28 protein-coding genes are annotated in these 23156 nt (G+C 71.9%); 15 read left to right on the plus strand and 13 right to left on the minus strand.

From position 1 onward, the window contains the following. Positions 1-6 precede the first annotated feature (6 nt). From RM590_RS06760 to RM590_RS06775, 4 genes are all read left to right on the plus strand, one after another. Positions 7-537 (plus strand): Na+/H+ antiporter subunit E, encoded by a 531-nt coding sequence (locus RM590_RS06760; protein ID WP_311703464.1) that lies wholly within the window; start codon positions 7-9, stop codon positions 535-537. Next, positions 534-800 (plus strand): monovalent cation/H+ antiporter complex subunit F, encoded by a 267-nt coding sequence (locus RM590_RS06765; protein WP_311703465.1) that lies wholly within the window; start codon positions 534-536, stop codon positions 798-800. Before RM590_RS06760 ends, RM590_RS06765 begins: the two co-directional genes overlap by 4 nt. Continuing rightward, positions 797-1171 carry a monovalent cation/H(+) antiporter subunit G gene (gene mnhG, locus RM590_RS06770; RefSeq protein WP_311703466.1) on the plus strand — a complete coding sequence of 125 codons (375 nt, stop codon included), beginning with the start codon at positions 797-799 and terminating at the stop codon, positions 1169-1171. Before RM590_RS06765 ends, mnhG begins: the two co-directional genes overlap by 4 nt. Before the next feature lie 66 nt (positions 1172-1237). After that, positions 1238-1456: a cold-shock protein gene (locus RM590_RS06775; RefSeq protein ID WP_311703467.1), complete on the plus strand. Its 219-nt coding sequence runs from the start codon at positions 1238-1240 to the stop codon at positions 1454-1456. 236 nt (positions 1457-1692) lie between these two features. On the opposite strand, the gene RM590_RS06780 is transcribed toward RM590_RS06775, so the two are convergent. From RM590_RS06780 to RM590_RS06790, 3 genes are all read right to left on the minus strand, one after another. Beyond that, the gene (locus RM590_RS06780; protein WP_311703468.1) at positions 1693-2547 is read right to left on the minus strand and encodes a DUF7192 family protein; all 855 of its coding nucleotides are present in this window, start codon (positions 2545-2547) and stop codon (positions 1693-1695) included. Continuing rightward, positions 2544-3641 carry an AAA family ATPase gene (locus tag RM590_RS06785; RefSeq protein WP_311703469.1) on the minus strand — a complete coding sequence of 366 codons (1098 nt, stop codon included), beginning with the start codon at positions 3639-3641 and terminating at the stop codon, positions 2544-2546. The genes RM590_RS06780 and RM590_RS06785 overlap by 4 nt, the downstream gene beginning before the upstream one ends. Before the next feature lie 73 nt (positions 3642-3714). Next, complete coding sequence (locus tag RM590_RS06790; RefSeq protein WP_311703470.1) at positions 3715-4590, minus strand: helix-turn-helix transcriptional regulator; 876 nt, start codon at positions 4588-4590, stop codon at positions 3715-3717. A 330-nt stretch (positions 4591-4920) separates the two neighbouring features. On the opposite strand from RM590_RS06790, the gene RM590_RS06795 reads away from it, so the two are divergent. Both RM590_RS06795 and RM590_RS06800 read left to right on the plus strand, forming a co-directional pair. Further along, the gene (locus tag RM590_RS06795) at positions 4921-5913 is read left to right on the plus strand and encodes an aldo/keto reductase (protein ID WP_311703471.1); all 993 of its coding nucleotides are present in this window, start codon (positions 4921-4923) and stop codon (positions 5911-5913) included. 50 nt (positions 5914-5963) lie between these two features. Further along, on the plus strand, positions 5964-6653 hold the full coding sequence (locus RM590_RS06800) for an HAD family hydrolase (protein WP_311703472.1): 690 nt from the start codon (positions 5964-5966) through the stop codon (positions 6651-6653). Here RM590_RS06800 and RM590_RS06805 read toward each other — a convergent pair. Beyond that, positions 6583-7416: an alpha/beta fold hydrolase gene (locus RM590_RS06805; RefSeq protein WP_311703473.1), complete on the minus strand. Its 834-nt coding sequence runs from the start codon at positions 7414-7416 to the stop codon at positions 6583-6585. The two genes, RM590_RS06800 and RM590_RS06805, sit on opposite strands and share 71 nt — an antisense overlap. Positions 7417-7602: 186 nt before the next feature. Here RM590_RS06805 and RM590_RS06810 point away from each other — a divergent pair, with 186 nt between their 5' ends. The 3 genes from RM590_RS06810 to RM590_RS06820 all read left to right on the plus strand — a co-directional run bounded on the left by RM590_RS06810 (position 7603) and on the right by RM590_RS06820 (position 10749). Then, complete coding sequence (locus RM590_RS06810; RefSeq protein WP_311703474.1) at positions 7603-9207, plus strand: alkaline phosphatase D family protein; 1605 nt, start codon at positions 7603-7605, stop codon at positions 9205-9207. Between the two features lie 159 nt (positions 9208-9366). Continuing rightward, positions 9367-10227: an LLM class flavin-dependent oxidoreductase gene (locus RM590_RS06815; protein WP_311703824.1), complete on the plus strand. Its 861-nt coding sequence runs from the start codon at positions 9367-9369 to the stop codon at positions 10225-10227. Positions 10228-10299: 72 nt separating this feature from the next. Continuing rightward, entirely contained in the window at positions 10300-10749 is a 450-nt protein-coding gene (locus RM590_RS06820; RefSeq protein ID WP_311703475.1) for a helix-turn-helix domain-containing protein, read from the plus strand. 5 nt (positions 10750-10754) lie between these two features. Here the strand turns inward: RM590_RS06820 and RM590_RS06825 are convergent, their stop codons facing one another. Beyond that, positions 10755-11357, minus strand: coding sequence for a ClpP family protease (locus RM590_RS06825; RefSeq protein WP_311703476.1), 603 nt, complete (start codon positions 11355-11357; stop codon positions 10755-10757). Between the two features lies 1 nt (position 11358). After that, on the minus strand, positions 11359-12012 hold the full coding sequence (locus RM590_RS06830; protein WP_311703477.1) for a ClpP family protease: 654 nt from the start codon (positions 12010-12012) through the stop codon (positions 11359-11361). A gap of 246 nt (positions 12013-12258) precedes the next feature. On the opposite strand from RM590_RS06830, the gene RM590_RS06835 reads away from it, so the two are divergent. Continuing rightward, on the plus strand, positions 12259-12387 hold the full coding sequence (locus tag RM590_RS06835) for a hypothetical protein (RefSeq protein ID WP_311703478.1): 129 nt from the start codon (positions 12259-12261) through the stop codon (positions 12385-12387). A 121-nt stretch (positions 12388-12508) separates the two neighbouring features. On the opposite strand, the gene RM590_RS06840 is transcribed toward RM590_RS06835, so the two are convergent. The 3 genes from RM590_RS06840 to RM590_RS06850 all read right to left on the minus strand — a co-directional run bounded on the left by RM590_RS06840 (position 12509) and on the right by RM590_RS06850 (position 14125). Next, complete coding sequence (locus RM590_RS06840) at positions 12509-12763, minus strand: hypothetical protein (RefSeq protein ID WP_311703479.1); 255 nt, start codon at positions 12761-12763, stop codon at positions 12509-12511. 26 nt (positions 12764-12789) lie between these two features. Continuing rightward, on the minus strand, positions 12790-12981 hold the full coding sequence (locus RM590_RS06845) for a hypothetical protein (RefSeq protein WP_311703480.1): 192 nt from the start codon (positions 12979-12981) through the stop codon (positions 12790-12792). A gap of 688 nt (positions 12982-13669) precedes the next feature. Next, positions 13670-14125, minus strand: a complete 456-nt coding sequence (locus RM590_RS06850; RefSeq protein WP_311703847.1) for a hypothetical protein — start codon at positions 14123-14125, stop codon at positions 13670-13672. A 95-nt stretch (positions 14126-14220) separates the two neighbouring features. On the opposite strand from RM590_RS06850, the gene RM590_RS06855 reads away from it, so the two are divergent. Next, positions 14221-14778: a creatininase family protein gene (locus tag RM590_RS06855; protein WP_311703825.1), complete on the plus strand. Its 558-nt coding sequence runs from the start codon at positions 14221-14223 to the stop codon at positions 14776-14778. Between the two features lie 188 nt (positions 14779-14966). On the opposite strand, the gene RM590_RS35985 is transcribed toward RM590_RS06855, so the two are convergent. The 3 genes from RM590_RS35985 to RM590_RS06865 form a co-directional block, all read right to left on the minus strand. Further along, the gene (locus RM590_RS35985) at positions 14967-15821 is read right to left on the minus strand and encodes an SAVMC3_10250 family protein (RefSeq protein WP_394813825.1); all 855 of its coding nucleotides are present in this window, start codon (positions 15819-15821) and stop codon (positions 14967-14969) included. Between the two features lie 211 nt (positions 15822-16032). Then, positions 16033-16689, minus strand: a complete 657-nt coding sequence (msrA, locus tag RM590_RS06860) for a peptide-methionine (S)-S-oxide reductase MsrA (protein WP_311703481.1) — start codon at positions 16687-16689, stop codon at positions 16033-16035. Between the two features lie 21 nt (positions 16690-16710). Beyond that, complete coding sequence (locus tag RM590_RS06865; RefSeq protein ID WP_311703482.1) at positions 16711-17850, minus strand: hypothetical protein; 1140 nt, start codon at positions 17848-17850, stop codon at positions 16711-16713. Between the two features lie 107 nt (positions 17851-17957). Here RM590_RS06865 and RM590_RS06870 point away from each other — a divergent pair, with 107 nt between their 5' ends. Continuing rightward, positions 17958-19112 (plus strand): cystathionine gamma-synthase, encoded by a 1155-nt coding sequence (locus RM590_RS06870; protein WP_311703483.1) that lies wholly within the window; start codon positions 17958-17960, stop codon positions 19110-19112. Here the strand turns inward: RM590_RS06870 and RM590_RS06875 are convergent. After that, the gene (locus tag RM590_RS06875; RefSeq protein ID WP_311703484.1) at positions 19093-19593 is read right to left on the minus strand and encodes a MarR family winged helix-turn-helix transcriptional regulator; all 501 of its coding nucleotides are present in this window, start codon (positions 19591-19593) and stop codon (positions 19093-19095) included. The genes RM590_RS06870 and RM590_RS06875 overlap by 20 nt on opposite strands. 176 nt (positions 19594-19769) lie before the next feature. Here RM590_RS06875 and ilvA point away from each other — a divergent pair, with 176 nt between their 5' ends. The 3 genes from ilvA to RM590_RS06890 all read left to right on the plus strand — a co-directional run bounded on the left by ilvA (position 19770) and on the right by RM590_RS06890 (position 22973). Further along, positions 19770-20984 carry a threonine ammonia-lyase gene (gene ilvA / locus RM590_RS06880; RefSeq protein WP_311703485.1) on the plus strand — a complete coding sequence of 405 codons (1215 nt, stop codon included), beginning with the start codon at positions 19770-19772 and terminating at the stop codon, positions 20982-20984. A gap of 136 nt (positions 20985-21120) precedes the next feature. Then, positions 21121-22104 carry an ATP-binding cassette domain-containing protein gene (locus tag RM590_RS06885; RefSeq protein ID WP_311703486.1) on the plus strand — a complete coding sequence of 328 codons (984 nt, stop codon included), beginning with the start codon at positions 21121-21123 and terminating at the stop codon, positions 22102-22104. Next, positions 22101-22973, plus strand: a complete 873-nt coding sequence (locus RM590_RS06890) for an ABC transporter permease (protein ID WP_394813812.1) — start codon at positions 22101-22103, stop codon at positions 22971-22973. Before RM590_RS06885 ends, RM590_RS06890 begins: the two co-directional genes overlap by 4 nt. The last annotated feature ends 183 nt before the right edge of the window (positions 22974-23156 follow it).

Here is a 23156-nt window from a genome sequence, read left to right on the forward strand (position 1 = left end):
GGACCCGTGCCCCGCCACCGTCTGGCCATGCTCCTGTGGCTCTGGCTGCTGTGGATCCTGCTGTGGGGATCGCTCAGCCTGCTCGTGCTGACCGGCGGCCTGCTGGTCGCGGCCGGCACGCTGCTGGCGTTCCGCATGCCCCCGATCCACCCCGGGGTGACCGTCCGCCCGCTGCGGCTGCTGGCGCTGGCCGCCCATCTGCTGGCCGATCTCGCCGGCTCCGCGGTGGACGTGGCGTGGGCCGCGGTGCGGCACGGCCGTCGGGTGCCGGCGGCGGTGGTTGAGGTGCGGCTGGCCGAGGACAGCGATCTGCTGATCGCGGCCACCGCCTACCTGACCACGATGAGCCCCGGCTCCCTGGTGCTGGAGATCGACCGGGACCGGCGGCTGCTGTACGTGCACGGGATACCGGTCGCCGGCCCCGGCGGCGCGGAGAACCTGCGCCGCGCGGTGCGCGTGGCCGAACGCGGCACCCTCGCCGCCTTTCCCCCGGTGCCGCCCGCGCCGCCCGCTTCCGCGAAGGAGACCACGACATGAACGAGGTGTACACGGTCACCGCCGTGCTGCTGTCCGCCGCCGCGCTGCTGACCGTGGTCCGCCTGGTGCGCGGCCCCAGCGTGCTGGACCGGATCGTGGCGCTGGACGTCCTGGTGACGCTCATCGTCACGGGCATCGCGGTCCGCGTCGCCGCCCACGACGTCGGGACGTCCGTTCCGCTGCTGCTCGTCCTCGCGCTGCTGGGCTTCATCGGCTCGATCACCGCCGCCCATCTCGTCGAGGAACGGGAGGACATGCGATGACCGTGCTCCGGGACACCGTCGCGGCCTGCGCGCTGCTGGCCGGCGCCGCATTCTGCCTGCTGGCCGCGATCGGCGTGCTGCGCTTCCCCGACCCGCTGTGCCGGCTGCACGCCGCCGCCAAGGCCCAGACGCTCGGCGTGCTGCTGGTGCTGCTGGGCACGGCCCTTCAGGTGCCGGTGCGGTACGCGGTGCCGCTGACGCTGGTCGCGGTGTTCCAACTGGCCACCGTCCCGGTGGTCGGCCAGGTCGTCGGCCGCACCGCCTACCGCACCGGCCAGGTGCACCGGCGGGCCCTGGTCCTGGACGAGCTGGCCGACCGCCTCGGCGGCGAACGCGCCGACCCGGGCCGTCCCGGAGGTGAACGAAAGTGAACGGCCCGGCCGGGCCCCGGCGTTGTTCGTTTTCCGGTCGGCCTGAAGGCTGGCTAAAGTTTCTCCATGGCACACGGCACGGTCCGCGAGTGGCACGACGAGGAGGGCTGGGGCGTTCTCGACTCGGCCGAGACCCCGGGCGGCTGCTTCGCGCATTTCAGCGACATCGACATGAAGGGCTTCCGCTCCCTCACCGCCGGTCAGCACGTCGAATTCGACTGGGAACGCCCCGGGTTCGCGCAGGACGGCTACGACTACCGCACGCTGAAGGTGGTGCCCCTCTAGGGCCTGTATCGAGTTCCCGGTCGGATCAGCCCGCGGCGTCAGACGCGGTGCATCGCAAGGCACCGGATCGCAGCTCGTACGGATGGGGGCACCTCCCAGCCGCCAGGCTGGGGGACGTACTCGCGCGATGCGACTGGGGGCACCTCCCGGACGAAGTCTGGGGGAGCAGCGAGGTGCCGTGTATGGCGTCGCGGGCCCGGCAAGATCGGCCGGACAGGGCCTGGGACCTGGACCGTTCAGCGGTCCCGGATCAGGCCGAGTTCCGCGAACACGCCCTGGCACCAGGCCATCGCCGAGTCGAACGTCGCCCACTGCGCGTCGGCCGGCGACAGGAACGGGAGCACATACGGGTCTCCGACACCGTCGGGGAGATCCTCCGGGTAACAGGTGTAGGGCTCGTGCGCGTAGTCGCGGTCCTTCATCATGCGGGCCAACGGCGTCGGCGCGCTGTCCCAGACGGCGAACCAGAGGCGGCGGAGCATCGCGGGGTGGGCCATGGCGAAGAGCAGCCGGCCCACATCGAGCGGTTCCGCCGCCGAAATCACTTTCGCCACCGCCGCGCACCGCTTCTTCCCGAGGTGCGCGCAGAACCCGGACCAGATCTCGACGCTGTGCCCCGCCGCGATGATGGCGGAGCACAGCGCGGTCAGGGCCATGCCCCGGTTGACGACCGAGGCGTGCGGGGTGGTGTGGATGTAGCCCGCCGGGACCAGGAAGGTCACCACCCGGCCCCGGGAGGAGAGCCGTTGCGGCACCGCGTCCACCATGCACTCGGGCTCGCCGGCCAGATAGGCGCCGATGTCCACCTCGCTGCCGGTGACGTCCCAGGCCGGCACCAGCGCCGTGGTCAGCACCTCGTCCCGGGCCAGGTCGCGCAGCGCCGCGACGCTCACGTCGGCCTCCGGCACGACCTGGGCCCAGCCGTCGGTGGCCAGTTGGAGCGCCTCCTCCCACCCCGCGCCGGCCCACGCGGCGCTCTTGTGGCGGCCGTCGCCGTCCGGGATGCTGTCCGGCGCCCGGGCCCGGTCGACGAACTCCCGCCAGGACCACAGCGGCGGCAGTCGGTGGGCGGTGGGCGGCGGGCCGCTCACGCGTCCAGCCCGAGGGCGGAGCGGTGCGCGTCGGACATGCCGCGGATCACCCGCCAGCGGATGGCCTGGTCCACGGTGGCGCCGGCCTCCAGGAGCTTGGCCGCGTCGATGCTGGCCCGCGGCGAGAACATCACCGGCAGCCGCTTCTCCGCCGCGGTCGCGCGCAGCCGCCGCACCTCGTCGAGGACGAACCGCGCGTCCTGCTGCCGGGACGGCGCGTGGGCCAGGGCGACGTGCCGCTCCAGGCGTTCGTCGACGGGGACGTCCACGATGACGAAACGGTCCAGCGTCGCCGCGTCCAGCGCCTGCCGGCCCACGTACTGCCGGTCGCCGCCCGTGCCATAGGTGTTGGCCGTGGCGACCAGCCGGAAGTCCGGGTGCGCGGTGACCATGCCGTCGGCGAAGGCGCAGACCCGCAGGGCCAGCGCCTGGTTCAGCTCGGCGAGCAGCCCGGGGTGGCCGCTGTCCAGCTCGTCGAGCAGCATCAGCCCGCCGTGCTCGAACGCCCGGCGGAACGGGGTGTCGTGGTAGTGGCCGTGCGCGTCGAAGTAGCCGAAGATCTTGCTCATCGGGGTGGTGGGGCCCAGCGACAGCGCCTGGAACTCCTGGCCGAACGCCTCGGCCGCCTGCCGCGCCATCATCGACTTGCCGGTCCCGGCCGGGCCGACGAGCAGCGCGTGGCAGCGCGCCGCGAGCACCAGCAGGACGTCCGGCAGCACCTCATGGGTGTGGCCCGACACGCGAACCGGCTCGGCGCCGGGCACGTTGCCCTGGATGACCGGCGGCACGGCCTCGGCGAAGACCTTCGCCGCCTCGTCGCGCGCCTGCTGGAGGAACGTCGACCTGGTCTCGGTCAGCGCGTCCCGGGCGCTGGAGGCCGCGACCTGTGTGGCGCAGGCCCGCGCGATCTCGCGCACGAGTTCGTCGTCGACGTGCCGGGTCGTCAGCCGCTCGGCCATCGCCCGGGCCGCCAGGGATTCCACGGTCGCACGGGCCGACCTGCTGAGCGCCGCGCTGGAGGATGCCTGGCGCACCACGTCCCGGGCCACCTCCCGGGCTATTCGCCGCACCTCGAGCCGCGTGCTCTCACGCATGCCGCGTTCCCCTCGTTGCCCATGCCGCCGACATAGTCCCCATGGTGGCCGGGGCACGCGGGGACCCCTCCCGTCAACCGGCGCCCCGGGCCGGGCGGGTGGCGAGCGCCCCGGTGTCCTCGACCGGTCCCGTCAGCGCGGCCAGTTCCTCCAGCGCGGCCTGGGACGGGCTGCCCTCGGGCGCCGTGTAGGTGACCAACTGGTGGTCCGGTGTGCCCGGCAGCAGCATCGCCAGGCAGTCCAGCACGAGCCGCCCCACCCGGGGATGGTGCAGCTCCTTGCGGCCGGGGCCCGGCCCCTTCACGTCGTGCCGCGCCCACCAGGTGCGGAACTCGGCGCTGTGCACGGCCAGTTCTCCGACGAGCGCCTTGTTGGCGGCGTCGTCCGGGGCGCGGCCGGTCGCGGTGCGGAGCTGGGCGATGCCGTGCCGGGCCATCCACTCCCAGTCGGCGTAGAGGGTGCGGGCCAGCGGGTCGCGGAAGGCGAACCAGAGCATATTTCGCCGTTCGGGCGGCAGTTGGGAGAAGTCCGTGATGAGGGCGGCGCCCATCCGGTTCCAGGCGAGCACGTCCAGGCGGCCGTTGAGCACATACGCCGGGACCGGGTCCAGCAGGTCGAGCAGCCGGCGCAGCGGCTGGTCCACATGCGGGTCGGCGGGGCGCCGGGGCGGCGCCGGGGTGGCGCGCGCCAGGTGGTAGAGGTGGTCGCGCTCGTCGTCGTTGAGGCGCAGGGCGCGGGCGAGGCCGTCCAGGACGGCGGCCGAGGGGTGGGTGTCGCGGCCCTGTTCCAGCCGCATGTAGTAGTCCGGGCTGATCCCGGCCAACTGCGCCACCTCCGCGCGGCGCAGCCCGGGCGAGCGGCGCCGGCCGCCGGCGGGCAGACCGACGGCCGCGGGCTGGATCCGGTCCCGGCGCGTCCGCAGGAACGCCGCGAGCTCTCGTGTCGCCATGCCCCCAGTGTGCCCGGCAGGGCCTGCCTTTCGGATCTCCGCGGGCTCGCGACGACAGCTACGGCCACTCGCTGCGTTGTCGCATCGCGCGAGTACGGCCAAGTACGAGCTGCGATACTCCGCCTTGCGATTGACCGCATCTGCCGCCGCTCGCTCATCCACGGAGATCCGAAAGACAGACCCCGGCCCCCGCCGGGTAGCCCTCCCGGGGCTGGCCCCGCCGCGGCTGGCCCCCGTGGGGTACTGGCTGGCGGGCGGCCGGCGTCGCACGATGGTGCCCGGGGGCATCCCCCACGCAGCCGGAGCAGACCCGACAAGGGGAGAGATATCGTGCGTTACCGCAAGCTCGGGAGTCACGGACCCGAGGTGTCGGCGCTGGGGTACGGGGCCATGACGCTGGCGCCCGGCCTCTACGACGAGGTCGCCGCGGAGGAGGCCGAGGCCGCGCTGACCGCCGCGGTAAACGCGGGCATCACGTTCATCGACACCGCGGACATCTATGGCGAGGACGGCTACAGCGAGCGGATGATCGGCCGGGTGCTGGGGGCCCGCCGCGCGGAGATCGTGCTCGCCACCAAGTTCGGCGGGAACGAGGGCCCGGACGGCCTGCTGGTGCCCGGCATGGGACGCCGGGAGTATGTGCGCGGCGCGCTGGAGGCCAGCCTCGGCCGGCTGGCCACCGACTACGTGGACCTGTACTACCTGCACCGGCTCGACCCGACGACGCCCATCGAGGAGACGGTCGGCGCCCTCGCCGAGCTGGTGGCGGAGGGGAAGATCCGGCACATCGGGCTGTCCGAGGTCTCGGCCACCACGCTGCGCCGGGCCCACGCGGTGCACCCCATTGCCGCGCTCCAGACCGAGTACTCGCTGCTGAGCCGGGGCCCGGAGGACGAGGTGCTGCCCGTCTGCCGGGAGCTGGGCGTCGCGTTCGTCGCCTACAGCCCGCTGGGGCGGGGACTCCTCGGCGGCTCACTGCGCGGCGTCGGTGACCTGGGACCGCGCGACTGGCGGCGCGCCACCCCGCGTTTCCAGCCGGGCAACCTGGACCGCAACGTCTCCCTGGCCGACGCGCTCGCCGTGCTGGCCGCGGATGTCGGCGTGACCCCCGCCCAGTTGGCGCTGGCCTGGGTGCTGCGCCAGGACACCTTCCCGATCCCCGGCACCCGCCGCGCGGCCAACGTCCGCGCGAACGCCGCGGCGGCCGAACTCACCCTGGACGACGAGGTGTTCCGGCGCCTGGAGGAGCTGATCCCGCGCGACGCCGTGGCCGGGGAGCAGGGCACCGACAGCTACCTGGCCAACATCGACACCGGCCGGTGATGATAGGGGGGCTCCGCGCCCCCGAACGGCGCCCGGCGGAAGGGGAATCGATGCTGCACGTCTTCGACATGGACGGCACGCTGCTGCACGGCACGACGGCGAACCTCGAAGTGGCCCGCCAGTTCGGCACCCTGGCCGAACTCGTCGAGCTGGAGGCGCGGTTCGTCGCCGGCGAGCTGAACACCCTCGGGTTCTCCACCGCGCTCCACGCGCTGTGGCGCGAGCTGACCCCCGCCGCCGTCGCCGCGGCCTTCGCCGCCGGGCCCTGGCTGGCGGGCATCCGGGAGGTCTGCGCGGACATCCGGCGGCGCGGGGAGCGGTCGGTCGTGATCACCATGTCCCCCGACTTCTTCGCGCGCCACCTGCTGCCGCTCGGCTTCGACGAGGTGGTGGCCTCCCGTTTCCCCGATCCGCCCTTCACCCGGCCGCTGGACCCCGCGCACATCCTGACCCCCGAGGACAAGGTCACCATCGTGGAACGGATCTGCGCCCGGTACGAACTGCCCCTGGCCGACAGCATCGCGTACGGCGACTCCATGTCCGACGCCCCGCTCTTCCGCCGCCTGCGCCGCACCGTCGCCGTCAACGCCGACCACCACCTCGCCGGCCTGGCCGCCCTCAGCTACCGTGGCGCCGACCTCACCGAGGCGTACGCCCTGGCCCGCACCCTCATACCGCTTCCGGAGCTTCCGGAGCTTCCGCAGCGAGACGGTCCGTCAGGCGACGCAGCGCGGCGTTGAACGCCTCGGGCCGCTCCAGACCCGGCAGGTGCCCGGCGCCCTCGATCACCACCAGCATCGAATCGGGCAGCAGCGCGTGCATCGCCTCCGCGTCGGCGACCGGCGTGTAGACGTCGTCGGCGCCGACCACGACCAGCGCGGGCACCGCCGCCGCGCGCAGCGTCGCGCGGTAGTCGGGCCGCTCGGCCCGGCCGCGCAGCGCCGCCGCCGCGCCCTCCGGCGCGGTGGACCGCATCATGTCCAGCACGTGCGCGGCCACCTCCGGCAGGCCGGTCACGTTGTACGGCGCGAGCATCTTGTCGATCACCTCGGCCGCGTACCCGGCCATGCCCTCGGCGAGCAGCCGGTCGGCCATGGCGAAGCGGAACGCCCTGCCCTCGGCGTCCTCCGCCACCGGCTGGGTGTCGGACAGCACCAGGCCCGTCACCCGCTCCGGGAAGAGCCGGTGGAACTCCATCACGATCTGCCCGCCCATGGACACCCCGCCGAGCACCGCCTCTTCCACGCCCAACAGGTCCAGCAGCGCGGCGACATCCCGCGCGAACACCTCGAACGGGGTGTGCCCGGGCACCACCTGACTCCCGCCGTACCCCCGCAGATCGGGCGCGATCACCCGCCACCCGGCGGCGGTCAGCGCGGCCGTCTGCGGCGCCCACATGCCGCGGTGGAACGGATGGCCGTGGACCAGCACGATCGCGGGCCCCGCCGCCGGACCCAGGTCGTCGTACTCGATCGTGATGCCGTTCACCGTCGCGCTGCCCATGGGCTCACCCTACGGTCCGGTCACCCAGGCGCCGGGCGGTCCGTTACGTATGACAATTGGCCCGCTCCGCGCCGTTGTTCCCCGGATGGTGGTGAAACGTAGGGCGAGCCTCCACTCGAACGTCACCGCCCGCCGCGATCGTGGCGGCCCGTCAGTACCACCGTGCACAGACGGGCAGGTTCTTCGATGGATCTCACCAGACGCCGCCTCCTCGGCAGCGCCGGGGCCGGAGCCGCCGCGCTCGGCCTCTTCGCCGCCGGATTCAGCAACGGCACCGCCTGGGCCAGCCCCCGCTTCCCCGGCGACCCCTTCCGTCTCGGCGTCGCCTCCGGCGACCCCACGCCCGACGGCATCGTCCTGTGGACGCGCCTGGCCCCCGACCCCCTCGCCCTCGACGGCCGCGGCGGCATGCCCGAGCGGCGCGTCGCCGTGCAGTGGCAGATCGCCAGCGACGAGCGGTTCAGCCGGGTGGCACGCCAGGGCACCACGCACGCCGTGCCCGAACTCGGCCACTCCGTCCACGTCGAGGCGGACGGCCTGGAGCCCGGCCGCGACTACTTCTACCGGTTCCGCGCCGGCGGCGACCTGAGCCCGGTCGGCCGCGCCCGCACCGCCCCCGACGCCCGCACCCGGCGCGGCGACGTGTCGTTCGCCTTCGCCTCCTGCCAGTGCTGGTACGAGGGCTTCTACACCGCGTACCGCCACATGGCCGCCGAGGACCTGGACTTCGTGGTGCACCTCGGCGACTACCTGTACGAGTACGGCGTCGGCGCCACCGCCGGCGTGCGCGGCATGGAACTCGACGCCTCCTTTCAGCGCGAGACCCTCACCCTGGCCGACTACCGCAACCGGCACGCGCTGACCAGGCTCGACGCCGACCTCCAGGCCGCCCACCAGGCGTTCCCCTGGATCCTCACCTGGGACGACCACGAGGTGGAGAACAACTGGGCCGGCGACATCGCCCAGCTCGACAACGACGGCCTCCCCGACGACACCGTCGACGGCTTCCGCGCCCGCAAGGCCGCCGCCTTCCAGGCGTACTACGAGCACCTGCCGCTGCGCCTGCCGCAGCGGCCGAACGGCGCGGACGTCCGCATGTACCGACGGCTGCCCTTCGGCGGCCTGCTCGACCTGCACGTCCTCGACACCCGCTCCTACCGCGACGACCAGGTCTGCGGCGACGGCACCAAGCCGGGCTGCGACACCGAACGCCGCGACCCCGCCCGCACCATGCTCGGCGCCGAGCAGGAACGCTGGCTGCTGGACGGCACCGCCCGCTCCGGCGCCCGGTGGAACGTCCTGGCCAACCAGACGCTCATCGCCCAGGTCGACCAGAACCCCGACCCCGCCGTCCTGTCCTCCGGCCTCGACATGTGGGACGGCTACACCGCCGCCCGCGACCGGCTGCTGACCGGCCTGCACGAGAGCGGCGCCGGCAACCCGGTGGTCCTGACCGGCGACATCCACCGCAGCGTCGTCGCCGACCTCAAGCTCGACTTCGACGACGAGAGCTCCCCGGTCGTCGCCACCGAGTTCGCCGGCACGTCCATCAGCTCCGGCAAGGACGGCGCGGCCATGGACCAGGTCGGCCGCAACTGGCTGACCACCGGCGTCAATCCGCACCTCCGCTGGCACAACTCGCAGCGCGGCTACACCGTTCTGCGCCTGACCGACCGCGACCTGCGCGCGGACTACCGCGTCGTGCCCTACGTCACCACCCCGGGCGCCCCCGTGGAGACCGCCGGCAGCTTTGTCGTCGAGGCCGGCCGCCCGGGCGCCCTGCCCGCCTGACCCGGCTCGTCCCACCGCCCGCGGGGTGTGCGCGGAACGCCGCGCGCCGCCCCGCGGGCAACCGCCGCGCCCGGCACAACCCCCTGGCAACTCGGCACCCCTGAGTCGTACGGTGGGGGAGTGACGACTGTGACCAGCGGAAAGCCCCGCCTCGGCGTGATGTTCGACCGGGACCAACGCCCCGAAGACCTGCGTGACTTCGCCATCGCGGCCGAGGAGCTGGGAGCGGACGACCTGTGGGTCGTGGAGGACCTGACCTGGGCGGGATCGATCGCCTCCGCGGCGCTCGCCCTCGCCGCCACCAGCCGGCTGCGGGTCGGCATCGGCATCGCCCCCGCGCCGCTGCGCAACCCCGCCCTCCTCGCCATGGAGCTGGCCACCCTGGGCCGCGTCTTCCCCGGCCGCCTCGTCGCGGGCATCGGCCACGGCGTCGCCGGCTGGATGGCGCAGGTCGGCGCCGCCACCACCACGCCGCTCGCGCTGCTGGAGGAGACGATCGGCACGGTCCGGACGCTCCTCGCCGGCGAGGAGGCGCATGTCTCCGGCCGCGCCGTGCGCGTCGAGGGCGTGCGCCTGGTCCACCCGCCGGCCACCCCGCCGCCCGTGGTCGCGGGCGTGGTGCGCCCCCGCTCGCTCGAACTGTCCGGCCGCGCCGCCGACGGCACGATCATCGCCGAGGGCCAGGGCCCCCGGCACATCGCCGCCGCGCTCGCCCACATCGCGCGCGGCAGGTCCTCCGCCGCGGTCTCCCAGCCGCACGAGCTGATCGTCTTCACGCACCTGAGCGTGCCGGACGACCCCGAGCGCGTCGGGCCCGTCCTCGCCGACCAGGCCGGCTGGCTGGGCATCCCGCCCGAGGAGGCGTTCGTGGCGGCCGGCGACCCGGCCACCGCCGCCCAGCGCGTTTCCGAGCTGTGGCACGCCGGGGCGACCACGGTCGTTCTGCGCCCGATCGGCCCCGACCCGCTCGGCCAGTTCCGCGCCGCCGCCACGGCCGTGGCCGCCGGCTTCCCGGACTGAGGGTCGGCCGATTTCGCGGGGGGCGGAACGCCGCGCCGGGTCAGTCCGGCCGGACGCTCCTACGCTGAGGGGGTGAGCAGCCACGCGTCGAACCCCGCCCGCGTCGTCCCCCTGCGCCCGGCTCCGGTGAAGGAGCCGCTGTGGCGGCACGTCATCGGTGACGTGCTGCGCGGCGAGCGCCTCGCCCAGGAGCGCACCCTGAAGGACGTGGCCGCCGCCGCGCGCATCTCGATGCCCTATCTCTCCGAGCTGGAGCGCGGCCGCAAGGAGGCGTCGTCCGAGGTCCTCGCGGCCGCCGCCCAGGCCCTTGGGCTCCGGCTGGCCGATCTCCTCGCCCGGGCCCAGGGCGAGTTGGCCCGTTACGCGGAGCCGAGGCCCCGGCCCAGGCCCGAACGAGCGGCGCCGCGCGCCGCCGCCGACGAGCGCGACGGGACGGCGACGTCCGTCGCGGAGCTGAGCGCCCGGCCCCCCGCCCGGGCGCGCACCACCCCGGGCCGGGGCGATGTCCGGCTCGCGGCCTGACGCGGTCAGGCCACGGGGGGCCGCCGGCTGAGCACGTGGTCGGCGAGGCCGTACGCCACGGCCTCCTGCGCGGTGAAGACCTTGTCCCGGTCCATGTCCGCGCGGAGGGTCGCGACATCGTGGCCCGTGTGCCGGGACAGGACCTCCTCGACCTGGGAGCGGATCCGGATCATCTCCTTGGCCTGGAGGCTGAGATCCGAGACCGTGCCCTGCCGCCCGGCGCTCGCCGGCTGCCCCAGCAGCACCCGGGCGTGTTCGAGAACGACCCGCCGCCCGGGGGCGCCGCCGGCCAGCAGCACCGCGGCGGTGGAGGCGGCCTGCCCGACGCAGAACGTCGAGATCGGCGCGCCGATGAACGACATGGTGTCGTAGATGGCCATGAGCGAAGTGAACGAGCCGCCCGGGGAGTTGATGTAGATGGCGATCTCCTGGTCCGGGTTGGACGCCTCCAGGTGGAGGAGCTGCGCGATGACGACGTTGGCGACGCCGTCGTCGATCTCGGTGCCGAGGAAGATCAGGCGCTCGGACAGCAGCCGGCTGAAGACGTCGTAGGCGCGTTCGCCCTGCGGGGTGCGTTCGACGACGGTCGGGATCGTGTACTGGCCCATGTCAGAACCCCGTCCGTCGCCGCGAACCGGCCGGCCGGATGTCGTCGAGCGACACCACGACGTGATCGATGATGCCGTACTCCTTTGCCTGTTCGGCGGTGAAGAACCGGTCGCGGTCGCTGTCGCGGGAGATCGTCTCCACGGTCTGCCCGGTGTGCTCGGCGAGGATCCCCTCGACCGACTTCTTGATGTACTCCAGGTTCTCCGCCTGGATCTCGATGTCCGAGACGGTGCCGCCGATGCCGGCCGACGGCTGGTGCATCATGATCCGCGCGTTCGGCAGCGCGTAGCGCTTCCCGGCGGTGCCGACGGTGAGCAGGATCTGCCCCATGCTGGCGGCGAACCCCATGACCAGCGTGGAGACGTCGTTGGGGATGAGCCGCATGGTGTCGTAGATGGCCAGCCCGGCCGCCACCGAGCCGCCCGGTGAGTTGATGTAGAGACTGATGTCGGCGCGCGGATCCTCCGCCGACAGAAGGAGCATCTGCGCACAGACCCGGTTCGCGGACACCTCGTCGACCTGCGTCCCGAGGAAGACGATGCGCTGCGTAAGCAGTTGCTCGGACAGATGGTCGTCAAAACGGGTCGGAGCCGTGTCGCCCTCGGCGGCTCGCGGATACGAAGCCGGGTCACGACCGGCGATGAGTGCTGCCATCGGTCCTCCTGGTGGGTCACACGGCTGCTCGCCGCGGTCTCCACTGTCGGCCCAATGGCGTTGCCCGGTAAGGAATCTCGGCCCGTGGCAGATTAGCCGAGAGCAGAGCGCCCAGGACCAGGGGAGGACCATGACGGCGAGAAGTGGAGCGCGCTGCCCTGCGACGTGCTCTCCCACCCACGACCCCGACCGCCGCTACACCGTGCAGGTGCGTGCGCGCTGCCCTGCGACGTTCTCTCCCACCCAATGGGCAACGGCGCCGCCATCAAGGACTTCTTGGCTTCTCACCCCGTCGACGAGCACTTCGCGAACGATGCGGCCGTGGCCCCGACGACCGTGACCGATGAGACGAGTGCGGCGTGGCACGACGACTGACCATCATCCAGGTTGGAGCCTCGCCGGACTGCGACTGGTCGCGGAATCCCGGGCCGGACCACCCGCTGCCAGCCAGGTTTCCGGGGTGGTCCGGTCGTCGGTTGATGTGGGGCGGTCGGCGCTACCGCCGGCGTGCCAGGCGAGGGTTGATACGGCGGGCGGCCCACAGCACGGTCGTGCTGGACATGGTGAGGCTCTCGCCGCTGGCGAAGTGCAGACGTTTGCCGCCCCGGGCGAGGCTCATCATGTCGAGGACCAATAGTGCCTGGCCGCCCACCATGATCTGATCTCCGCGCCGGACCGTGGAGGCGTCGACCTCTATGGAGACCAGGACGCCGACCGGAGGTCGGGCCGCCCGCCCGAGGAGAGGACCCATGCCCGGCGCATGGGAAACGTAGCCCGTCATGCGCCCGCCAACCGCTTCAGGTGTTCGTCGATCCGCCTGTTCAGGTCGGCAAGCTCGGCGCCGAGGTCTTCTTCACGGCCGCCGCCGTCGGGCGTACGGGGCCGTGCCTCACCAACTTCCGCGGACCCCATCTCTGGCCCACTCTGGTCGCGTTCGGTGTTCGGCACCGTCGAGCCGGTCTCGCTCACGACGTCGCCTCCGCTCGGCGACAGGCACCGGAGGGCGGGAAACAGCAGTAGTAGCAATGGTCGAAGACCCGAGCGATACGGTTCGGCATGTCAGCGCTCCTTCAGCAGCGTTGGCCGCGCCCCCGGACCGGTCCCACGGTCGCGGGGGTACTTGAGGCGCACAAGCGTCGCTGCTCCCGGGGGCGTTCGTGTAGACCAGCGCGATTACTCACCATGGGTAAGATCGCGCAGAGTAAAGTCGCAGTGACCGGCCGACTCCGCGCGGAGCATGCCTTCCAAGTACGAACCGCCACACGAGCTTCCCGACCGACTGCTGCGCGACGCCGAGATGATCGAGGCATGCCGACGGCGCGACTTCGCGCGCATCTTCGACCTGGTCAGAGCCAAGGCCGGGATCTTCCCGTCTCTGATCGCCCGGCGTTGTGACATGACACCGAGCCGTGTCGGTGAAGTACTCAAAGACCAGCGCGCCATTCGGGACATCGCGGTGATCGAGCGGGTGGCGGACGGCTTACGCATCCCGGGCCGCATGCTGGGCCTCGCCGCCCGCGACTGGGAACAGGACGAGCAGACACCCCCTGTCTCACAGGTCGGGTTACCCGTTGATCTCATGGCTGGCGCGTGGTCACCCGTTGCGGAGGACGACCCGACCGACCCGGCGTTCGTCGTGAGCATGGTCGAGAGCCAGCTACCCCAGCACTACACTGGCGCCAACTTCTTCGGTGCGCGCCAGACCATCCCGTCCGTGCTGCATCAGGCCCGCAGCATCATGCGCACGCTGGACACGGTGGCTGGCCACACTCGTCAGGACCTGCTCGGCACCGGCAGTCGTGTGGCCGAGTTCCTGGGGTGGCTCTTCCAGGACCTGGGCGACTTCCGAATGGCCGTCTACTGGTCGGACCGGTCCATGGAGTGGGCGCAGGAAGCGGCAGACGATCACATGCAGTCGTACGTGCTCTTCCGCAAGGCCAACCAGGCCACGGCCCAGGCCAACCCGCAAAGGGCCGTTGGGCTCGCCCGCGCCGCGCAGCGCATCCCTGGGATGACGCCTCAGATCACGGCTCTCGCCGCCCAACAGGAGGCCCAAGGACATGCGTTGATGGGCAACACCAAGGCGGCACTCGCCAAGTTCGACGAGGCCCACGCGCTGGCATCGCTACCGAACGCGACCGACCCGGGCAGTACGCTCGACACCTCGTACTGCACGCCGACCTACGTCGAGATTCAACGGGCGAACTGCTGGATGGATCTTGGCGATCCCCTGCGCGCCGCGCGGCTCTTCGAAGCCGAGCTCGCCGCCGTTCCCCAGGTGTTCCGCAACGACCGTGGCGTCTATCTCCACTCGAAGCCGCGGGCGTCCCCGGACTGCTCATCGTCAACGGCCACGGCGGCAACTACGTGCTCTCCAACGTCGTCCAGGAGCTCAACGTCGCAGGCCCCCATATCGCCCTCTTCCCGGCCTCGGAGGACAGGCGCCGCGCCCGCGCCGACGCCGAGTTGGTCAGCAGGGCCGACGAGGACATGCACGGCGGGGAGTTCGAGGTATCCCTCCTGCTGCACGGCGCACCTGAAGCCGTCGGCGACGGCATCGCCGACGAGGACCACTCGGCCCCCGACCGCCTCCACCTGCTCACCCTCGGCATGGCTGGCTACACGACCAACGGGATCATCGGTCAGCCATCCCTGGCCACGGCCGCCAAGGGCAAGGCACTGCTCGACAGCTTCTCCCACTCGGCGCGCGCCCACCTCGCGCTGATCAGCGAGCCACGCGAGCCTCACGCATCCATCCAGTCGTAGCGATCACGGTCGAGACCCAGTTACACCCTGGCCACTTCGCGGTCAGCCCGGTTCGTCGGTCGTGTCCGATTGACTGCCGCCTCTCGATGTGGTCGGCAGCCGATGATCCAGTTCGATACCACCACGGCGGGCTGTCCACCCGCCAAGAGTGCAGAGCCGGTTGGAATGGATGTGGGTGGGTGCGGTGTCTACGCCGACTGAACCGCGGCAGGATCGTAGAAGCGCCCTCGATCCCGTGGCGGGAGGTCGGGATGCCACTTCCACCACGGCCGACCGTGCCGACGGCAAATATCACGGTGTAGGCGCAACCTCGTTATCCAACGCATTGGCTTCCGTGAGGCGTACTGAACGTAAAGCGGCGTGGCCATGATCAGGCGCGATGTCCAGTCCCCATTCGGCACGTTGAGGTCCACACGGGCCAGTCCCTGTACTCGCGCGCGCAGGTAGGGGGCATGATGTTTCTGGGCTATACGAAACACGTCCCTCGCTATTTGCGCGGGACGGTTGATACGAGGCACCGCCAATGCCCGTTGTGTGAGTTCGTCCGGGATTCCGGTTATGCCCATGCCGTCAGACTCATTGATCTTGTGAATGAGGCTGTGTAGCCAGTTTGACCCCGAGCCCATGCGTCCGACTGTCGCAGTCTTTTGCAGTAGGTGCTCAGTCGAACCGCATAGCATGAGATCGACGGTGGCCGCGCCGCCCGTCCGATCGCCCGGTAGGGATCCACAGAACAGGAGTACATCATCCAGGTCAGGCAGGTCGCTGTCTTGGTGTGACGTGCCCCAGCCCATCTCCAGGTCGAAATAGATCCATTCTCCAGTTGTCAAGTGGGGTGCGAAGAAGTATGACGCTTCCCGTTCCACGTGCTGTTGTACCTTCCGAAGCCTTCGGAGCTCTGCTTCGGTAGGGGTGAGAGCTTTCCCTGGACCGAGCCCCACTGTTGCTACTTGAAGATCTACTTCCACATTCCAGGCGGGCGTCGAGACAGGAGCCTTCTCTGGGAAAAAGGCGTTGAGGCGCCGACGCGAGAAGTAGATCATTTCGTTGAAGCGCACGTTATCCCCCTGGGGCTGAGTTGTGGCGAATCCAGCGCACGGGGCAGTGGGTGCCGCATCCAGGTGGTCCACCGGCCAGCCGCTGCCGCTTCAGGCATACCGCCCTCCTCGCTTCGGGCCGAAGAGAAAGAGCTCAGTCTCAGTTTTTCATGGGGGCGATGCCCGTCTGGCGGCGCCTCCGCTCCTGCCCCCGGCCTCACGCCTTCGCGACGCCCACCGGGCAGGACAGGCCCGTGCCGCCCAGGCCGCAGTAGCCGGCCGGGTTCTTGTCCAGGTACTGCTGGTGGTAGCCCTCGGCCGGGTAGAACGGGCGGGGCGCGGCGGGGACGATTTCCGTGGTGATCTCGCCGTAGCCGGAGTCCGACAGCACCTTCTGGTAGGCCGCCCGGGACTCCTCGGCCGCCTCCTGCTGGGCGGCGGAGTGGGTGTGGATCGCGGAGCGGTACTGGGTGCCGACGTCGTTGCCCTGGCGGAAGCCCTGTGTGGGGTCGTGGGACTCCCAGAAGATTTTCAGCAGGTCGGCGTAGGAGACGCGGGCGGGGTCGAACACGACGCGCACCGCCTCGGTGTGGCCGGTCATGCCGGAGCACACCTCCTCATATGTCGGGTTCGCCGTGACGCCGCCCTGGTAGCCGACGAGGGTCGTCCATACGCCGGGGGTCTGCCAGAAACGGCGCTCGGCGCCCCAGAAGCAGCCCAGGGCGAAGTCGGCCACCTCGTAGCCCTCGGGGTAGGGGCCGAGGAGGGAGGTGCCGAGCACGGTGTGCGTCTCGGGCACGGAGAACGGCAGCTCGTCGCGGCCCGGCAGAGCCTCCTCGGTGGTGGGCAGTCGGGTCTTGAACGCGTGGAGCATGGTTGGGGTCTCCCTAGATCATTACTGTCCGGCGATGGCCATGGCTCGGTAGGCGGCGTACTCGCGGGCCGGGTTCTCGCCGTCCACCCAGGGGATCGCACCCACATAACCGTCGATGGCCCGTACCTGTTCCGCCGCCTCCGGGTACCGCTCCGCCCGGACCAGGAAACACAGCAGCAGATGGCGCACGTGGGGCTCCACCGGGTGACCGGAACGGGCGGTGTTGACCGCGAACTGCGCGGCCTCGATCGCGTCCGCGATCACCGCGCCCTGGTACATGCTGGGGGAGAGCTGCACGTCGGGCAGGTGGTCGTAGACGGCGAACAGCGGCAGCGCCGCGAGCAGGCTGCCCTCCGGGGCGCCGGCCGCCGCCGTGGTGGCGAAGGCGTCGGCGTCCGCGCGGGAGCCGTGCCACTTCTCCGACAGGTACGGCAGCGCCGCGAGGTGCGCCCCCATGTGCTGCTTGTCACGCTGGGTGATCTTCTCCCACAGCGCGTCGAAGTCCGGCCTGCGATAGCTCAGGCCCCGGGCGATGAACAGCTCGGTGATGTACGGGATCGGGTCCTCGGGCGCCAGCCGGGCGGCCTCGCCGCACACCGTCCGCGCCTCCTCCAGGATGATCCGGTGGTCCGCCGAGCCCGGGTCCGCCATGGCCTGCCACACCAGGAACTGTGCGTAGACCTGAGCGCCGCCCGGGTCGGCCGGCTCCTCGGCGCGCCAGCGGCGCAGCCAGCCGGCGTCGTGTCCGCCGGGGGGCTCGCCCCCCGCCCGCCACCGGGACAGCTCCATCGCCGCCGCGCCGGCCAGCGACTGCACCCGCTGCCAGCGCTGCTCGCTGTCGTCGGTGAGCGCCAGAAGCCGGCCCGCCGGGCGCCAGTCCTGGGTGCGCTGCGCCTCCTCCAGCGCCGTGACCAGCTCCGCGTCGGGGCCGGGCAGCCGCACGTCCAGCTCGTCCACGGGCACGAGCCCGGTGGCGGCGGCCCGGTCGCCGTCCTTGCCGAGCTGGACGCCGTCCCGGGGCAGGCCGCCGGGCCGGGTCCGCGACTCCGCGTTCGCCGCGGCCCGTTCGAACTCCTGCCGCTCCCGGCGGCGCCGCAGCATCGGCAGCACGACCACGCCGAAGACGGCGATCAGGGCGAAGAGCAACATCAGGGCTTCCATGGCGGCGCGGCTCCCCCTCGTTCGATGTGTGTGAATACCTTATGTCGCTTGCGGTGGCATGGCCGATGCGGCGATGACTCCACCGTACGGCGCACTACCGTGGAGCCATGAGCGAGCAGCACAGCGGGCGGCATTTCGAGACGACCGCCATCCACGCCGGGCAGGAGCCCGACGCGGTCACCGGCGCGGTGGTCCCTCCCATCCATCAGGTGTCCACCTTCAAACAGGACGGCGTCGGGGGACTGCGCGGCGGCTATGAGTACAGCCGGTCCGCGAACCCGACCCGGACCGCGCTGGAGGAGAATCTGGCCGCCCTGGAGGGCGGGCGGCGGGCGCTGGCCTTCGCGTCCGGGCTCGCCGCGGAGGACTGCCTGCTGCGCACCGTCCTGCGACCCGGCGACCACCTGGTGATCCCGGACGACGCGTACGGCGGCACGTTCCGTTTGGTCGCCAAGGTCGTCGAGCGCTGGGGCGTCTCCTGGTCGGTGGCGAACACCGGGGACCCGGCGTCGGTGCGGGAGGCGCTGCGCCCGGAGACGAAGCTGGTGTGGGTGGAGACCCCCTCCAACCCGCTGCTCGGCATCACCGACATCGCTGTGATCGCCGACCTGGCCCGGTCGGCCGGGGCGCGCCTGGTGGTGGACAACACCTTCGCCAGCCCCTATCTCCAGCAGCCGCTGGCCCTCGGTGCCGACGTGGTGGTGCACTCCACCACCAAGTACCTGGGCGGGCACTCGGACGTGGTGGGCGGCGCGCTGGTCACCTCGGACGTGGCGCTCGCGGAGGAGCTGGCCTTCCACCAGAACGCGATGGGCGCGATCGCCGGCCCGTTCGACTCCTGGCTGGTGCTGCGCGGCATCAAGACCCTCGCGGTGCGGATGGACCGGCACAGTCTCAACGCGGCCCGCGTGGTGGAGGCGCTGACCGCCCACCCGAAGGTCGTCCAGGTCTACTACCCGGGGCTGGAGTCGCACCCGGGCCACGAGACGGCCGCCAAGCAGATGCGCGACTTCGGCGGGATGGTGTCGTTCCGGGTGGCCGGCGGCGAGCGGGCCGCGGTAGAGGTGTGCGACCGGGCGCGGCTGTTCACGCTGGGCGAGTCGCTGGGCGGCGTCGAGTCGCTGATCGAGCACCCGTACCGGATGACGCACGCGTCGGCGGCCGGTTCCGCGCTGGAGGTGCCCGCCGACCTGGTGCGCCTGTCGGTCGGGATCGAGGCGGCGGACGACCTGCTGGCCGACCTCAGTCAGGCTCTCGGCTGAGCTCGGTTCCCGCGTGGACGCGGCTGATCGCCGCGTTGAAACGAGTGAGGAGCGCGCAGAAGCCGGCGCGCTCCTCCTCCGTCCAGTCCTCGGTGAGCATCGAGACGAGGGCCCGGCGTGAGGAACGCACCTCCGCCAGCCGGTCGTTGCCCAGCGGCGAGAGCCGGAGCACGACGGCGCGGCCGTCCGCCGGGTCCGCGGTGCGGCTGACCAGGCCGGAGTCGACGAGCGGGGCGACCTGCCGGGTCACGGTGGAGGAGTCGATGCCCATGCCCGCGGCGAGGGCCTTCACCCCCGTAGGTCCCTCCTGGTCGAGCCTGCTGAGCAGCAAGTAGGCGGCGCGGTCCATGGAGTTGCGGGCGGGGCCGAGCCCGCCGAGGCGGGTCTGCTCCGCCCGGCGCGCGAAGACGGCCAGCTCGTGCTGGAGCGCGTCGAGCACCGGGAGGTCGGAGGGCGGGGCGGGGGTGGGTTCAGGCGTCATGTCCGGGGGTGGGTCGGGAACAGGCGGAAGTGCGGGGGGTGGCGCGCTGGTTGCGCCACAGGGTACGCCGCCCGGCCGGTGGCCGGACGCACGATGGGGGAATCCGGCGCCCCGATCGCCGGGCGCCGCCCGCTCCCGCCCGCGCCGCCGGCGGACCCGCCTGCCAGACTGACCGTATGCCCGCTCCCACCCGGCCCGGCCTGGGCGATGTGCTCGCCGCGCAGAAGACGCTCGCTGGCATCACCCGCGTGACGGCGATCGAGGGCAGCCGGTATCTGAGCCGGCTCATCGGTGCCCCCGTGTACCTCAAGTGCGAGAACCTGCAACGGACCGGATCGTTCAAGCTGCGCGGCGCGTACACCCGCATCGCCGGGCTGTCGGAGGAGGAACGCGCCCGGGGCGTGGTGGCGGCCAGCGCGGGCAACCACGCGCAGGGCGTCGCGCTGGCCGCCTCGCTGCTGGGGGTGCGCTCGACCGTGTTCATGCCGGCCGGTGCGCCGCTGCCGAAGATCGCGGCGACCCGGGAGTACGGCGCCGAGGTGCGGCAGCACGGCCAGGTGGTGGACGAGACGCTGGCCGCCGCGCAGGAGTTCGCGGAGACCACCGGGGCCATCCTCATCCACCCCTTCGACCATCCCGACGTGGTGGCGGGGCAGGGCACGGTCGGGCTGGAGATCGTGGAGCAGTGCCCGGACGTGGGGACCGTCGTGGTCGGCATCGGCGGCGGCGGGCTGGCGGCCGGGGTGGCGCTCGCGGTGAAGGCGCTGCGGCCGGACGTGCGGATCGTGGGGGTGCAGGCGGAGGGCTCGGCCGCGTATCCGCCGTCGCTGGCGGCCGGGCGGCCGATCGCGCTGCCGGAGGTGTCCACCATGGCCGACGGCATGAAGGTGGGCCGGCCGGGAGACGTGCCGTTCCACATCATCGCCGAGCTGGTGGACGAGGTCACCACGGTGTCGGAGGACGCGCTGTCCGCGGCGCTGCTGCTGTGCCTGGAGCGCGCGAAGCTGGTCGTCGAGCCGGCCGGGGCCAGCCCGGTGGCCGCGCTGCTGAGCGATCCGGAGGGGTTCACCGGGCCGGTGGTGGCGGTGCTCTCCGGGGGGAACGTCGACCCGGTGGTGCTGGAGCGCAGCCTGCGGCACGGGATGGCGGCGGCCGGGCGTTACCTGTCGCTGCGGCTGCGCGTCCCGGACCGGCCGGGCGCCCTGGCGGCGCTCCTCGGGGAATTGTCAGTGGCCGACGCTAACGTGCTCGCGGTGAATCACGTCCGGACCGATCCGCGGCTCGGCGTGAGCGAGGCGGAGGTGGAGCTCCAGCTCGAGACCCAGGGTCCCCGGCACTGCACGGAGGTTTCCGAGGCACTGCGCGCGGCGGGATACCGGATTCTCGGCTGACGGCACGCGTCTTCGCCCGTGGTCACCGCGCCGCCGGAAGAAAATCGCTATCGCGATACATCGCGATAGTCTAGGCTGGCGGCGCCGCCCCTCGCGGGCCAATCCGGAAACTGCCGACCCCACACTTGGAGACCACATGCCAGGCGCCATCTACGCCGAAGGTCTGGTGAAGACCTTCGGAGATGTCAGGGCACTGGACGGCGTCGACATCGACGTGCCGGAGGGCACGGTGCTCGGCCTGCTCGGGCCGAACGGCGCGGGCAAGACGACGACCGTGCGCGTGCTCACCACCCTCATCCAGCCCGACAGCGGCCGTGCGGAGGTGGCCGGGCTCGACGTCGTCAAGCACCCCAACGAGGTGCGCCGTTCCATCGGCCTGTCCGGTCAGTTCGCCGCCGTCGACGAGTACCTGACCGGCCGGGAGAACCTGCAGATGGTCGGCCAGCTCTACCAGCTCTCCGCGCGGGACGCCAAGAAGCGGGCCGCCGAGCTGCTGGAGCGGTTCAACCTCGCCGAGGCCGCCGACCGCACCGCCAAGACGTACTCCGGGGGCATGCGCCGTCGTCTCGACCTCGCCGCCGCGCTCGTCGTCAGCCCGCCCGTGATGTTCATGGACGAGCCGACCACCGGCCTCGACCCGAGGAACCGGCAGCAGCTCTGGGAGGTCATCCAGGAGCTGGTCGCCGGGGGCACCACGCTGCTGCTGACCACGCAGTACCTGGAGGAGGCCGACCACCTCGCCGACACCATCGCCGTCGTCGACCACGGCAAGGTCATCGCGCGGGGCACCTCCGACCAGCTCAAGGACCAGACCGGCGGCGACGTCGTCGAGGTCGTGGTCCACGAGCGCGAGCACATCGGGATCGCCGAGGAGGTGCTGCGGCGGCTGGGCGACGGCGACACCTCGCTCGTCGAGCACACCCGCAAGCTGAGCGTCCCGGCCGCGGGCGGCGCCAAGCTGCTCGCCGAGGTCATCCGCGAGCTGGACAGCCGGGGCGTCGAGATCGACGACATCGGCCTGCGCCGGCCCACCCTGGACGACGTCTTCATCTCGCTGACCGGCCACGCGGCCGAGACCGACACCGCGACCGCCGCGGAGAAGAACGAGGAGCAGAGTTGAGCAGCATCGTGGAAGGGGCCGCTCCCCGCCCGGCCGTCCCCACCGGCACCGAACGGATCGGCTTCCAGCAGAGCATGCGGGACTCCCTGGTCGTCGCCCGGCGGAACCTGCTGCGGATGATGCGCATCCCCGAGGTCGTCGTGTTCGGCCTGATCCAGCCCATCATGTTCGTGGTGCTGTTCGCCTACGTCTTCGGCGGCTCCATCAACATCCCGGGGGCCGGCCTCGACGCGGACGCCTACCGGGAGTTCCTGATGGGCGGCATCTTCGCCCAGACGGTCACCTTCGCCACCGCGGGCGCCGGCGCCGGCATCGCGGAGGACATGCAGAAGGGCATCATCGACCGGTTCCGGTCGCTGCCGATGGCCCGCGGCGCGGTTCTCACCGGGCGCACGTTCGCCGACCTGGCGCAGACCGCGGTGACCCTGCTGGTCCTCGCGATCGTCGCCTTCCTGGTCGGCTGGCGGGTCCACGACGGCGTGCTGAACGCGCTGGCCGCCTTCGCGCTGCTGCTCCTGTTCGGGTACGCCTTCACCTGGATCGGCGCGCTCATCGGCCTGTCGGTGCGCTCGCCCGAGGCCGCCACCTCCGGCGGTCTGGTCTGGCTGTTCCCGCTGACGTTCATCTCCAATGCGTTCGTCCCCACGGAGAACATGCCCGGCTGGCTCCAGCCCGTCGCCGAGTGGAACCCGTTCAGTGCCACCGTGCTCGCCGTCCGCGAGCTCTTCGGGAACATGCCGGCGGACTACCAGGCGCCCGACTCCTGGCCCATGCAGAACCCCGAGCTGGCGTCCGCCATCTTCTCGCTGATCGTGATCGCGATATTCCGTACGCTCGCGGTGCGCAAGTACAAGCGGGCGACCGGCTGACCGCCCGGCTCGACGGCACTCGCCGGACAGCCCCCGGCCCCCGGTCACCACGGCCGGGGGCCTTGTGCTTTCCGCGTTCGCTCCCGAGGATGCGCCCAGAGTGCAACGACTTGGCCGAATCCAGCGTGATAGATGGCGGGTTGGCATGGGTGCGAGGGACTGAACTCTCGGGAGAGGGGGACC

The sequence above is a fragment of the Streptomyces litchfieldiae genome (genome assembly GCF_031845365.1).
Classification (GTDB): Bacteria; Actinomycetota; Actinomycetes; order Streptomycetales; family Streptomycetaceae; genus Streptomyces; species Streptomyces litchfieldiae.